11 protein-coding genes are annotated in these 13,604 nt (G+C 36.7%); 9 read left to right on the top strand and 2 right to left on the bottom strand.

Annotation, left to right across the window (positions count from 1 at the left end; translation table 11 throughout):
* The first annotated feature begins 68 nt into the window (after nt 1–68).
* The gene (dnaB, locus tag D8M05_RS10790) at nt 69–1,436 is read left to right on the top strand and encodes a replicative DNA helicase (RefSeq protein WP_121131658.1); all 1,368 of its coding nucleotides are present in this window, start codon (nt 69–71) and stop codon (nt 1,434–1,436) included.
* A gap of 492 nt (nt 1,437–1,928) precedes the next feature.
* Here the strand turns inward: dnaB and cdaS are convergent, their stop codons facing one another.
* The gene (cdaS, locus tag D8M05_RS10785) at nt 1,929–2,549 is read right to left on the bottom strand and encodes a sporulation-specific diadenylate cyclase CdaS (protein WP_121131656.1); all 621 of its coding nucleotides are present in this window, start codon (nt 2,547–2,549) and stop codon (nt 1,929–1,931) included.
* Nucleotides 2,550–2,781: 232 nt separating this feature from the next.
* On the opposite strand from cdaS, the gene D8M05_RS10780 reads away from it, so the two are divergent.
* From D8M05_RS10780 to D8M05_RS10745, 8 genes are all read left to right on the top strand, one after another.
* Nucleotides 2,782–4,071 (top strand): adenylosuccinate synthase, encoded by a 1,290-nt coding sequence (locus D8M05_RS10780; protein WP_121131654.1) that lies wholly within the window; start codon nt 2,782–2,784, stop codon nt 4,069–4,071.
* A 207-nt stretch (nt 4,072–4,278) separates the two neighbouring features.
* On the top strand, nt 4,279–5,733 hold the full coding sequence (locus tag D8M05_RS10775) for a peptidoglycan DD-metalloendopeptidase family protein (RefSeq protein WP_245985300.1): 1,455 nt from the start codon (nt 4,279–4,281) through the stop codon (nt 5,731–5,733).
* 196 nt (nt 5,734–5,929) lie between these two features.
* Nucleotides 5,930–6,631 (top strand): response regulator YycF, encoded by a 702-nt coding sequence (gene yycF / locus D8M05_RS10770; RefSeq protein WP_121131653.1) that lies wholly within the window; start codon nt 5,930–5,932, stop codon nt 6,629–6,631.
* Nucleotides 6,632–6,637: 6 nt separating this feature from the next.
* Complete coding sequence (gene walK, locus D8M05_RS10765) at nt 6,638–8,476, top strand: cell wall metabolism sensor histidine kinase WalK (protein ID WP_121131651.1); 1,839 nt, start codon at nt 6,638–6,640, stop codon at nt 8,474–8,476.
* Entirely contained in the window at nt 8,473–9,777 is a 1,305-nt protein-coding gene (locus D8M05_RS10760; RefSeq protein ID WP_121131649.1) for a YycH family regulatory protein, read from the top strand. Before walK ends, D8M05_RS10760 begins: the two co-directional genes overlap by 4 nt.
* A gap of 3 nt (nt 9,778–9,780) precedes the next feature.
* Entirely contained in the window at nt 9,781–10,713 is a 933-nt protein-coding gene (locus D8M05_RS10755; RefSeq protein WP_121131647.1) for a two-component system regulatory protein YycI, read from the top strand.
* Nucleotides 10,710–11,495 carry an MBL fold metallo-hydrolase gene (locus D8M05_RS10750; RefSeq protein ID WP_121131645.1) on the top strand — a complete coding sequence of 262 codons (786 nt, stop codon included), beginning with the start codon at nt 10,710–10,712 and terminating at the stop codon, nt 11,493–11,495. The genes D8M05_RS10755 and D8M05_RS10750 overlap by 4 nt, the downstream gene beginning before the upstream one ends.
* A 240-nt stretch (nt 11,496–11,735) precedes the next feature.
* Nucleotides 11,736–12,920 (top strand): S1C family serine protease, encoded by a 1,185-nt coding sequence (locus D8M05_RS10745; RefSeq protein ID WP_121131643.1) that lies wholly within the window; start codon nt 11,736–11,738, stop codon nt 12,918–12,920.
* Nucleotides 12,921–13,145: 225 nt separating this feature from the next.
* On the opposite strand, the gene D8M05_RS10740 is transcribed toward D8M05_RS10745, so the two are convergent.
* Complete coding sequence (locus D8M05_RS10740) at nt 13,146–13,511, bottom strand: DoxX family protein (protein ID WP_245985298.1); 366 nt, start codon at nt 13,509–13,511, stop codon at nt 13,146–13,148.
* Between the last annotated feature and the right edge of the window lie 93 nt (nt 13,512–13,604).

The raw sequence follows: 13,604 nt of genomic DNA, 5'->3' as shown, positions 1-13,604 counted from the left end.
AATTCATAAACCTTCATGTAAACCTCAGACTATTACTCGAGTCCTTCTTAGGCAAAGGGGAGATATAAATGAATCAATCATTAAATGATCGTACACCACCGCATAATTTAGAAGCAGAGCAGTCCGTTATTGGTGCCATATTTTTAGAACCTGAGGCGTTCTCTACTGCTTCAGAATTATTAGTTGCAGAGGATTTCTATCGTGCAAGTCATCAACGGATCTTTGCAGCAATGATGAAACTATCTGACCGTGGTGAACCAATAGATGTTGTTACCATTACAACCTATTTAAATGATGTGAAACAACTTCCAGAAGTTGGAGGGGTCGCATACCTTACTCAAATTGCAGAAAGTGTGCCTACTGCTGCTAATATTGAGTATTATTGTAAAATAGTAGAAGAAAAGGCATTGCTCCGAAGATTAATTCGTACAGCAACAGATATTGTTACTGCTGGTTTTGAAAGAGAAGATGAAGTAGAAGATGTACTAAGTGAGGCAGAAAAGGGAATTTTAGAAGTATCTGGAAAGAAAAATTCTGGAGCTTTTAAATCCATTAAAGATGTACTAATTGATGTTTATGATAAAATTGAGCAGCTTCATGAACAAACTGGTGATGTAACGGGTGTTCCAACTGGTTTCCATGATTTAGATAAAATAACGTCTGGATTCCAGCAGAATGACCTCATTATTATCGCAGCTCGGCCATCTGTAGGTAAAACAGCATTTGCACTTAATGTCGCACAAAATGTTGCCGTAAATACAGATACGAATGTTGCTATTTTTAGTTTAGAAATGGGTGCTGACCAACTCGTTCAACGTATGCTTTGTGCGGAAGGGAATATTGATGCACAACGACTTCGTAATGGACAATTAGAAGCGGAGGACTGGAGTAGGTTAACAATGGCGATGGGTTCTTTATCGAATGCTGGGATTTACATTGATGACTCACCAGGGATACGTGTAAACGAAATACGCTCTAAATGTCGTAGATTAAAACAAGAGCATGGTTTAGGCATGATTTTGATTGACTATTTGCAGTTAATACAAGGAAGTGCCAATTCAAAAGAAAACCGCCAACAAGAAGTTTCAGAGATTTCTCGTCAACTAAAAGGATTAGCTCGTGAATTACAAGTACCACTAATTGCATTATCACAGCTTTCACGTGGAGTAGAACAACGTCAAGATAAACGACCAATGATGTCTGATTTACGTGAATCAGGAAGTATTGAGCAGGATGCTGATATTGTTGGATTCCTATATCGTGATGACTACTATGATAAAGAATCAGAGAAACAGAATATTATAGAAATCATTATATCAAAACAACGTAATGGTCCAACAGGAACTGTGGAGTTAGCTTTTGTAAAAGAATATAATAAATTTGTAGATTTGGACCACCGCTATCAGAATAGTGATGTACCGCCTGTACCTGCCTAGAATGAGAACAGCCTAAATTTGGGCTGTTCTTTTTGTGTCTATTTTTAATAGATATTTATCTTTTACAAGATTGAGCTGTGACGTAAAAGATATAAAATGCGCAGTAATTGAGATAGTACATCTTCGACCGTTCCGGCAATACACTTCGCTTTTCGCGGGCGGCTGGTGAGCCTACTCCGTGCTAACGCACTACGTAGTCTCACCTAGGCCTGTCCTCCCGCAGAAGTCTACGTGTATTGCCTCCACTAGGATTGTGCTATTCAACTTACTAATAATGTTATTGCTAGTATGTGGTTGATTGGAGCGGAGGGCCGCCAGTCGACTCCTGCGGGAAAAGCACGTGTCCGAAGACTCCAGAAGAAGCGCTCTTTGCTTCTTTGGAGGCTGAGGCCGTGCCCGCGGAAAGCGTACTGGCTGCTCGGAGCGGAAATCAACAAAGCACTTATTGCGCATTTTATATCAATAGCGACAATCAATTCGATAAGAGCCTATTTACAGTCCTTTCATCATTATCGGATATAAATTCCCTCCAAGTGCAAAGGAAGCTTTCCCAGTTTCCTCTGAAACAATTAGAACAAGCGCATCAGTTTGCTCAGATAATCCGATACCAGCACGGTGTCTTGTTCCAAGCTTTTTCATACCAACTTTATGATCGGATACTGGCAAAACATTAGAAGCAGAGATGATTTTATCGTTACATATTAATACAGCACCATCATGTAATGGACTATTCCTATAAAAGATGGTTTCTAGAAGTGGAAAGGTTAGTTTAGCATGAATAGGAATACCAGAATGAACGAAATTTTCAAGGTTGTCTTTACGTTGAATAACAATTAAAGCTCCATGATTCCGTTCAGATAAATGTTGGATAGCGATAGATATTACCTCAAACTGTTCTGTAAACGGTGCTAAGTAAGATTTTAAGTAATAGGATGCAGTGCTTACCTGAACATCATGAAAAAGATGATGGATCTCTTCAAATTCATTGAGTAAATTAGATTTCTTCTGATCCACCGTATGTACTAATTGATTTATCTCAAATGATAAGTTCTCTAGATTGCTTTTTAATTTATTCGCTAATGCAATGGATAGTCTAGGTTCATTTAAAGACATTCTTTCACCTCGTATATCTAACACCGTTTAAGCTTTTAACCTATTATTTGTTTAACGGCTTAAATTATTCTGCTTCGTATCACCTAAATAAGGAAATAAAATATTTATCCGTACATTAACAATCTTTTTGAGATAATCGTTCGTCTTTTGTGTTGACATCTGTTTTAGCCATTGTTAAAATTATTGTAGTTATTAATAAAATCATACTTTAAAAATACAGTGGAGGTGCACAATGTCCTCAGTAGTTGTAGTTGGAACACAGTGGGGCGATGAAGGAAAAGGGAAGATTACTGACTTTCTATCGCAAAATGCTGAAGTCGTTGCTCGTTATCAAGGTGGTAACAATGCTGGACATACCATTAAATTTGATGATGTTACGTACAAACTACATTTAATCCCATCTGGAATATTTTTTGAAGATAAGATTTGTGTATTGGGTAATGGAATGGTAATTGATCCAAAGGCTTTCGTCCAAGAAATATCGTACTTACATGAACGTAATATTCGGGCGGATAATCTTCGTATTAGTAATCGTGCTCACGTTATTTTGCCTTACCACTTGCAGTTAGATATGTTACAAGAAGAAGAAAAAGGCAGAAATAAGATTGGTACAACGAAAAAGGGAATTGGACCTGCATATATGGATAAGGCAGCACGGGTGGGAATTCGTGTTGCAGATTTAATGGATAAATCCGCATTTCGAGAAAAATTAGAGCAAAATGTAAAAGAGAAAAATCGTTTATTTGAAAAGGTTTATGAAGCCCAGGCAATGCAAGTAGAGGACATCCTGCAGGAGTATTTTGAATACGGTAGGAAGATGGCACCTTATGTTTGTGATACTTCGGTCGTACTAAATGATGCACTTGATGCGGGCCGCCGTGTATTATTCGAAGGTGCTCAAGGTGTTATGCTCGATATTGACCAAGGAACATATCCGTTTGTAACTTCTTCAAACCCAATTGCAGGTGGTGTTACTATTGGTTCTGGGGTAGGCCCAACAAAAATAAATCATGTTGTTGGCGTGTCAAAAGCATATACAACTCGTGTTGGAGATGGCCCATTTCCAACTGAATTACATGACGAAATTGGGAACCAAATTCGCGAAGTTGGCCGTGAGTATGGAACAACTACTGGTAGAGCGCGTCGTGTTGGCTGGTTTGATAGTGTTGTAGTAAGACATGCACGTCGTGTAAGTGGCATTACCGATCTATCTTTGAATTCATTGGATGTACTAACTGGTATTGAGGCGTTAAAAATTTGTGTAGCATATCGTTATAAAGGGGATATCATAAAGGAATTCCCTGCTAGCTTGAAAGTGTTAGCGGAATGTGAACCTGTATATGAGGAAATGCCTGGTTGGACAGAAGATATTACAGGTGTGAAAAGTATAAATGAATTACCTGTAAATGCTCGTCATTACTTAGAACGTATCGCACAATTAACAGAAATACCTTTATCAATCTTTTCTGTTGGTCCTGATCGCACGCAGACAAATGTCGTTAGAAGTGTATATCGTTCGTAAGTATAATATGTATCTGTAAAGGCGCTTCGATTCTAGGCGTCTTTTTTTGTTTGAATTGCTTGTATTTTAGAAAACATTGTTAAAAAATGGAGACAATAATACAATTTTATTACATTTCTAGGTAAGTTATTTCTAATTAAATCTACCTATGTTAGGATTTAATAGGTGGAAAATGAATCTGTTAATAGATACAAAGGAGTACAATTTATGTCTTATTTACATACCAGTGGAGAAAAAACTGCGGGAAATATGCGAAAAATGACGAAATTTGGATTCGTAAAGACGATTGCTATGACGACATGTTTAGGGCTTGGATTAACAATAAATACTGCTTATGCAGAGGAAGTATCTAATCTTGAGACCATTTTTCATGTATATGTAGATGGTGAGCATATTGGAAAGGTGAATAATCAAGATATTGCTGAAAACATAATGACAGATAAGCTTGATGAAGCGAAGGAAAACTATGAAAATACTAATCTAATTATCGGAGAAGATATAGATTTAATTTCTGAAAAGGTATTTAACCCGTCATACAACAATGATAAGGTAGCAGAGGCTTTAAAGCAAGAGGTCACCGTGATGGCGGATGTATTTGAACTGAAGATAGCAGATGAAACGATTGGCTATTTCCATGATAAAGAATCTGCAGATGAGGTCATCAGATTATATAAAATGAAATATGTAGATGAAGCGATACTCGAAGAAATTGAAGTAGACAAACAGCAAGATGATGTTTCTCTTGAACCTGGCGAAACGTTAGTTAAAGATGTCATTCTTTCTGAGGGAGTATCTATAAATAAAGGGAAATCACTACCTAGTGAAGTTATGTCAATCGAACAAGGAATAACATTGCTTGAGAAAGGAACACTTGAAGAAAAAGTCCACACCGTACAAGAAGGAGAAGTTCTTGGTGCTATAGCGGGTAGCTATGACTTATCAACGGATAGACTTTTTGATTTAAATCCGGAGCTTACAAAAGATTCGGTAATACAAATTGGTCAGGAAATTAATGTAATGGATTATAAGCCATTTGTTCATGTAATTGTAAAGGAAGAAAAACGTGCGAAAGAGACGATTCCATACGAAACGGAGATTATAGAATCGGATGACCTTTACAAAGGAGAAGAAGAAGTTAGACAAGAAGGACAAGACGGCACCAAAGAAGTTCTTTATGCAATTGAAAAAGTAAACGGAAAACAAACAAAGAAAGATATTATAGAAGGAAATATTGAATCAGAAGCGGTAAAGAAAGTTATTGTTAAAGGAACGAAGGTAATCCCATCTAGAGGCACAGGTGAATTTTCTTGGCCAGCTGTTGGAGGCTATATTTCTAGCCATGTAGGTGAGCGCTGGGGAAGAATGCATAAGGGGATTGATATAGCGAGGCCATCAAATCGGAATATATTAGCTGCAGACAACGGTGTGGTTGAATCAGCTGGTTATCTAGGCGGTTTTGGTAATAGAATCGTTATAAACCATAATAATGGAATGAAAACCATCTATGCACATCTTTCATCAATTGATGTTTCAGTGGGCCAAACCGTTGAAAAAGGGAAAAAGATAGGAATAATGGGTTCAACAGGCAACTCAACTGGAATCCACTTACATTTTGAATTATACAAAGATGGTGTATTACAAAACCCATTAGATTATCTTTAATAAATTCAGGTAACACGAAAGAAGGAAGGAATTATTTGCCTTCTTTCTTTTTGTTATAGGTACAAATTCCGTTATTTGGGGGAATATACAAAAAAGCAGGATTTCCCATCAGCTTTGGCGAATTATTGCAGGTAAAGACAGATTGATTAATTTACGATAAAATAGAAGTAGCAATGGTGAAAAGGAAGTGACGATAATGAGTCAGAAAATCTTAGTTGTAGATGATGAACAACCAATTGCAGATATATTGAAGTTTAATTTGGAAAAAGAAGGGTATCAGGTGATTTGTGCTTATGATGGTGATGAGGCCATTCAACTAGCTCAAGGTGAAAAGCCTGAATTGATCTTATTAGATGTCATGCTCCCTAACAAAGATGGGAATGAAGTACTCAGAGAAATAAGGAAAACGCAGACGATGCCGATTATCATGTTAACTGCAAAGGACTCTGAGATTGATAAGGTGTTGGGGCTGGAACTCGGAGCCGATGACTATGTAACTAAGCCTTTTAGTAACAGGGAATTGATTGCAAGAGTGAAAGCTAATCTACGGAGACGACAAGTTCCTGAAGAGTCTACGAAAGAAACAAAGGATATTGTGATTGGCAACTTGACAGTTCATCCGGATGCATATGTTGTGTCGAGAGATGGTGTCCAAATTGAACTCACACACCGTGAGTTTGAACTACTTCATTATTTGGCCCGTCATATTGGACAAGTAATGACACGTGAGAACTTACTTGAAACGGTGTGGGGTTATGACTATTTTGGAGATGTTCGAACGGTAGATGTTACGGTACGAAGGTTACGTGAAAAAATTGAAGAAAATCCAAGTAACCCTACGTGGATTGTAACAAGACGTGGGGTCGGCTATTATTTGCGTAATCCTGAACAGGAGTAAATTTGGATGAGTAAAGTCGGTTTTTTTCGTTCGATCCAATTAAAATTTATTATTATTTATATTTTATTATTAATCTTAGCAATGCAATTAATTGGTTCATTTTTTATGTCAGAGTTGAGAGATAATCTAATGGAGAACTTCACCGATTCGATAGATGATCGGATGGAGTTGCTAAGTTACAATTTAGAACAAGCCTTTAGTAGAGAACATAATGACGTCTTGGAAGGATTGTCATTAGGAGAAGAGGTCCAGCAAATCGTTGATGAAATTAATATAAATTCCACAACGACGAGTATACAGGTGATTAATAATCAAGGGAGGATACTAGCCACAAATGATATTAATGACCGAGGAGATGTTGGAAAGAAAGCAACAAGGAAGATTATTGAAAATGCTCTCTTCTTCAATCCACCTGACCCAGACGTTAAGTGGGATCAAGAAAATGAAGAATTATTATATATACAAGCTTTGCCGCTTTATAATGATGGCGATATTGTTGTTGGTGTTATTTACGTTGAAGCCCTCATTCAAAGTGTTTATGATCAATTAGAGGAAATAAGTGGAATATTCCTGAGAGGTTCCATATTGGCTATAAGTGTTGCGGCATTTTTAGGTATATTGGTAGCTAGAACCATTACAAAACCAATAAAGGAAATGCGAAGGCAAGCACAGACCATGGCTAAAGGGGATTTCACGAAAAAGGTTAATATATATGGTAAGGACGAAATTGGTCAGCTTGCAGAGACTTTCAATGATTTAAATGGACGCTTGAAACATTCCTATGCAACGATTGAAGAAGAACGAAGGAAACTGAGTTCGGTCCTATCCAATATGTCAGATGGGGTAATTGCTATCGATAATTCAGGGGCGATTACACTCATGAATGAAGCAGCTGGAAGACTGATTAGCCAAAACCCAGATGATCTAATTGGAGATTACTTATTAGATGTATTACAACTAGAAGATCGTATCGTTGATATTACAGCTCTTCAAGATTCGGGATCCATGATCATTGATTTCAGTGAAGATGATGAGCTATTTTTATTACGCGCAAGCTTCTCGAATGTTCTAGACGATGAGGAAGAGATTACCGGGTTTATTGCGGTATTAAGTGATGTCACAGAACAAGAGAAAATTGAACAAGAACGACGGGACTTTGTATCGAATGTCTCACATGAACTTAGAACACCACTTACAACAATGAAGAGCTATATAGAGGCACTGACTGACGGAGCTTGGGAAGATAAGGATATTGCTCCCAAATTCTTAGGGGTTGCTCAAAATGAGACAGACCGTATGATTCGAATGGTCAATGATCTATTACAGTTATCTAAAATGGATGCTGATGAATATCCAATGCACAAGGAGCGTACAGAGTTTATTGAGTATTTCCACCAAGTTGTTGATCGTCTTGAAATTAGTATCCCAGAACATATTACCTTAAAACGTGAATTACCAAAATCCGGTAAATTAAACGTTTGGATTGATAAGGATAAAATGACACAAGTGCTCGATAATATTATTTCTAATGCCATTAAATATTCTCCAGAAGGTGGAGAAATCCGATTAAAGGTAGAGAATAAACGCCACTTCCTTTTAGTAAGTGTTCAGGACCAAGGAATAGGTATAGCTTATGATAAGCTGGAAAAAATATTTGAACGATTCTACAGGGCGGATAGAGCGAGAACAAGAAAGCTCGGTGGAACAGGGCTAGGATTAGCCATTACGAAAGAATTAGTAGAAGCGCATCACGGGAAGATATGGGCAAAAAGTAAAGAAGGTAAAGGGACTACAATTCTCTTTACACTTCCGCTTATGAGTCAAAAGCGGAGGGGGAACCGATGAGAATGGAAAGAGCAAAATCCTTTATTCTAGTTTTATTAATTGGTATTAGTTTTATTCTTACATTTGGGCTATGGAATTATCAACCTAATATAGCTGACATATCAGATGGGGATGTTATTGATGAAGCGGATTTAGGTGGGATTGAAGAAACAACACGAACACTTATCCAGCCTAGCAAAATTATCTTCCATACCGGACAGAAATATTATGGTTTTATAGATCCCAAGGAACAAAAAAACTTGTATGAAGAGATGATTGGTTTTCGTTTATATGACTTTAGGATGGAACAGTATGATGCTAATGAAACAGCCTCTCATGATGTTGAGGTGATTTTCCCAACAGAACTGCCAATGGAAATATTAAATAGTCTTTTCCATTTTAATAATGCAGAAGTACAGTTACCAACATGGTCATTCCAGCGTATTTACTTTACCTTTAATAACCATACATCATCCATAAATTTAGAGATTGTATCCATCGATGGTAGTAAGAAGGCAACAGCGGTTATAAATGACTCAAGCCACTACGAGTTTCTAAAATCTTATATGGATGATGGCAGTAATTTACAAGAATATGTGTTAATTACCGAGTCGGGATCAACTATTTATATACCGAAGGACCCAGCAAATATCAAGCGCCTTAGGACAACATATCGATTTATTGATGAAGAAACGGCAAAAAATGTTTTATTTAATGACCCGTCTATTGTAAATCAATCAAACTCTTCTATTCGGGGGATTACTTATTTCACCGATAGTAGCCAGCTTCGTATTTTACAGGATGGTTCTAGAATGCTATTTGTCAGTCCAGATTCAGAGGATACAAGATTACTTTCTTTTGTGGAATTATTGAATAGAAGTATTGTGAATATAAATGGCCATGATGGATGGACAAATGACTACAACTTAATGGAATTTAATATGGCAGAAAATATGATTCGATATCAAATGTATTATCAAGATTATCCAGTATTTAGCTCATCTAATCTAAGTATCATTGAACAAAGGTTTAATAGTCAACGGTTGGTTGAGTATAACCGTCCACTTATTCGTCTGGATTCTAATTTCCCTGGAGATGAAGTGGATTTAGAATCAAGTGAAGTAATTATTCGTTTCTTATCTGAACAAGGTTACTTAGAGAATATTACGGATATACGGATAGGATTTCGATTGAGTTATCAAACCCAAGCAGATGATGAATATATCCTTGTTTTTGAGCCCGGCTGGTTTATGAAGTATAACGATTCCTGGACAGAAATTAATCTAAATGATGGTAATTCATCACATAAAGGAGGGGACTAGAGGATGCAGTGGGGGCACATAAAAACACTATTTATCCTTAGTTTCCTTTTATTAGATATTTATTTGTTATTGCAGTTTATTGATAAGACAAAAGAGGCTGATTTTGGAATATTAGATAGGCAAGAAGCATCGATTGAAGATCAATTACAGGCTGAAAATATTTCCATAAATGCAGACTTAGAAATGAATAATGTTACAGAGGAAACGTATATACTAGCTTCTCAGGAAAGCTTTGAAGAAGTAGAAATTGCCCAACTAGAAGGGTTAAAGGGTCAAACATCAACAGTTATTAGTAACAAATTTATTGTTTCTCAATTTGACAGGCCAATTGCTGTTGATAAAGATATTTCGCAAGAGGGGGTCAATCAGCTTTTAGTTGACAAAGTCTTACATTATGATGCTTATACGTTTTGGGATTGGAATAAGGATTTAAATATTATGATTTTCTTCCAAAAGCAAGGCATTAGACCAGTATACTTCAATGAGAATGGAATATTGCTTGTTTACTTAAATAGTGATAATGAAATGACACATTATACACAGACCCTCTTAGGTGAACCAAAGCCCCAAGGTGGAGGGACAAAGGCTCTTATTCCACCAATAGAGGCAATTGAAGTACTTTATAACAATAATCATTTAAAACCAGATGATGCGATAACAGATGTTGGAATTGGGTATTATTCAAGGTTCACCTCTGAAGTTGAGCAGGTTTTTGCCCCAACGTGGAGGGTAACGGTTAATGAGGAAAGAAATTACTTTGTAAATGCAATGGAAGGTTTTGTCTTTTCTAGTAATGATATGACGTTTTTACAGGAAACAGTTAGTGATATAATGATGAAGCTACATGCGTTGAACGATGAGAATGAAGTGAAGGAACCATTTTTAAATATACTTCAGCAGATGCTAGAGACAGAAAATCGGAGTGAAGAAGAATGACATTACGCTTTAGTGTATTGGCATCAGGCAGTACAGGAAATGCATTTTATATTGAGTCTGAGCAAGAAAAAATTATGGTAGATGCTGGCTTAAGCGGGAAGAAACTAGATACTTTATTTAACAAAATTAATGTTGATCCTTCAAAGCTTTCAGGAATATTAGTTACACATGAGCATAGCGATCATATAAAGGGGTTAGGTATATTTGCGCGAAAATATAATCTACCAATCTATGCAAATGAAAAAACATGGAAAGCAATGAATGGAAACATTGGAAAACTATCCATTGATCAGAAGTTTGAATTTAAAATGGAAGAAGTTAAAACATTTGGAGATATGGATATCGAATCATTTGGTGTTTCTCATGATGCAGCAGAGCCAATGTTTTACACTTTTAGGCAGGGTGAACAGAAAGTTGCGCTCGTAACGGATCTTGGTTATGTATCGGAACGGATAAAGAAAACAGTTGAAGATGCGGATGCATATGTATTTGAAGCAAATCACGACGTGGAAATGTTGCGAATGGGACGTTATCCTTGGAGTGTGAAGCGTCGTATTCTGGGAGATTCAGGTCACGTATCCAATGAGGATTGTGGACTAGCCTTATCTGATATAATAAGCAATCGTACGAAGCGAATTTATTTGGCTCATTTGAGTTTAGATAATAATATGAAGGATCTAGCACGTATGTCCGTTCATAATGTGCTGCATGAAAGAGGAATTGATATAGATTTATATGACACGGACCCAGAAGAGCCTACCCCTTTATTTGAGGTAAGCTAATATATAGAGTGATTTTAATTTCGACCTTACAAATTTATTCAATTGTAGGGTCATTTTTGTTAAGGTTGATATAGAAATGCGAGGTATACTACCGGAGTGATAGAACATGTACTATTTCAAGTTTATGTTACAGTTTATATTTCAGATAAATGCAACCTTTGTTTATGACATTTTTTCTTTTATTTTCCCTAAAGAAGGTAATACTATCATGGACATCAATTTGATAAGGGGAAAATAATAATGGGATATTACCGAGATCGCAAAAGTAGTAAAGGGAAATGGATTCTGTCGCTATTATTAGTTGTTACATTAGGCATTTTTATTGTTACTGAAGTTATCCCGTCTTTCCAAGGATCTAATGTTGCAAATGACAGTACGAACAAGATAAGTGGGACGAACAATAAAGAAGTAGGACAAATCATTAATACTTCGGTAAATGTGGATGTATCAACACAGATTACAGAAGTTGTGGAAGATGTAACACCAGCAGTTGTTGGTGTTACAAATATTAGGCAGCAAACGAATTACTGGCATCAGGAAGAAGGCTACGAAGCAGGCACTGGGTCAGGGGTTATTTATAAGGTATCCGATGGGGTAGCCTTTGTTGTGACAAATCATCATGTAATTGATGGGGCAGATACAGTTGAGGTTATTTTATACGATGAGACCTCCATTCCTGCTGAAATTGTGGGGAGTGACATATTTACCGATTTAGCAGTATTACGTATGGATGCTAGCCAAGTAGATAAAGTAATTGATATTGGATCTTCAGAAAATGTAAAGGTAGGAGAGCCTGCGATTGCAATTGGAAACCCGCTTGGCCATATGTTTTCAAGTACGGTAACACAAGGTGTCATCAGCGGTACCAACCGGACAATTCCCCAGGATTTTGACCAAGATGGGCGTGCTGATTGGCAGGCAGAAGTAATCCAAACAGATGCTGCAATAAATCCAGGCAATAGTGGCGGTGCATTAATTAATATTTATGGCCAGCTCATTGGTATTAACTCCATGAAAATTAACCAAGAGGCTGTAGAAGGGATTGGTTTCTCCATACCGATTGATTATGCATTACCAGTTATTTCTGAACTCGAGTCAACAGGTGAAATGGTTCGACCATATTTGGGTGTTGAGATTTACTCTCTTGATGAAGTACCACATGTAGAGTGGGGTAAAACGTTAAATCTCCCAAATGACATCGATGGTGGTGTATATGTGTGGAGTGTTGAGCCTCTATCTCCCGCAGACCAAGCTGGATTACAAAGATTAGATGTTATTACAGAGCTTGATGGAAAGGGCATTATGAATATGATTGATTTACGTAAAATCCTTTATCAGGAAAAGGAGATTGGTGAGGAAGTAGAAGTTACGTATTACCGGAATGGTGAGCGGTATGATACAACAATCATATTAGGAACACAATGACGAAAAGAGCTGTTTCCTCTTTGAAGGAGATAGCTCTTTTTGTTTATTTTCCACAAATCTTGTACACAGCATGTGGATAAAATTGTAGATAATTACAATATATAGTGTAGAATATATATTCTATAACAAAATACCTGCGAACATTTGTGCATATGTTGATAACTTTGTGGATAAATTGAATATTTGTTGACAAAAAGGAGAGTTATTCATAATTTATCCACAAATTTACTTTAGTCTAAGATTCTTCCAAACAATGACTAGTAAAATAAGCATGACAATATCTAGTCTTGCTTCAAAAGCAAACGTGAGAAATCCTCCATTTGCCAGGATAGGAAGTTTAGTTAGAAACAGTGCTCCTAACATAATTATAATGAGTGGTGGTGTTGCATGTTTAATATACATTCCTGCAGCAATAAGCATCCCACATGCTACTTCAATCATTGCTATCACATATAACGTAAATTCCGGAAAAGGTATTCCTAAATTAATAAATATTCCTATAAAATCATGATTAACTAATTTCATAATACCAGACGTAATAAAAACATAGCCAATTGCATAACAGACCCATTTGTGTATTTGAAAATGCATGTATTTGTCCACCTCCATATTGTACTTTATTAATACATATGCAATGGGAGGGACAACTTTGACAAGCAGTTTTTTAAAGTTTAACTTATTGCT

Source organism: Oceanobacillus bengalensis (assembly GCF_003628445.1).
Taxonomy (GTDB): domain Bacteria; phylum Bacillota; class Bacilli; order Bacillales; family Amphibacillaceae; genus Oceanobacillus; species Oceanobacillus bengalensis.
The sequence above is the reverse complement of the archived record's forward strand: the minus strand, read 5'-3'. Positions and strand labels throughout refer to the sequence as shown.

Coding starts and splice junctions, on each gene's coding strand:
- yycF (WP_121131653.1), top strand. CDS start 5,930: ATGAGTCAGAAAATCTTAGTTGTAGATGATGAACAACCAATTGCAGAT.
- D8M05_RS10755 (WP_121131647.1), top strand. CDS start 9,781: ATGCAGTGGGGGCACATAAAAACACTATTTATCCTTAGTTTCCTTTTA.
- D8M05_RS10780 (WP_121131654.1), top strand. CDS start 2,782: ATGTCCTCAGTAGTTGTAGTTGGAACACAGTGGGGCGATGAAGGAAAA.
- D8M05_RS10745 (WP_121131643.1), top strand. CDS start 11,736: ATGGGATATTACCGAGATCGCAAAAGTAGTAAAGGGAAATGGATTCTG.
- D8M05_RS10775 (WP_245985300.1), top strand. CDS start 4,279: ATGTCTTATTTACATACCAGTGGAGAAAAAACTGCGGGAAATATGCGA.
- D8M05_RS10750 (WP_121131645.1), top strand. CDS start 10,710: ATGACATTACGCTTTAGTGTATTGGCATCAGGCAGTACAGGAAATGCA.
- cdaS (WP_121131656.1), bottom strand. CDS start 2,549: ATGTCTTTAAATGAACCTAGACTATCCATTGCATTAGCGAATAAATTA.
- D8M05_RS10740 (WP_245985298.1), bottom strand. CDS start 13,511: ATGCATTTTCAAATACACAAATGGGTCTGTTATGCAATTGGCTATGTT.
- D8M05_RS10760 (WP_121131649.1), top strand. CDS start 8,473: ATGAGAATGGAAAGAGCAAAATCCTTTATTCTAGTTTTATTAATTGGT.
- dnaB (WP_121131658.1), top strand. CDS start 69: ATGAATCAATCATTAAATGATCGTACACCACCGCATAATTTAGAAGCA.
- walK (WP_121131651.1), top strand. CDS start 6,638: ATGAGTAAAGTCGGTTTTTTTCGTTCGATCCAATTAAAATTTATTATT.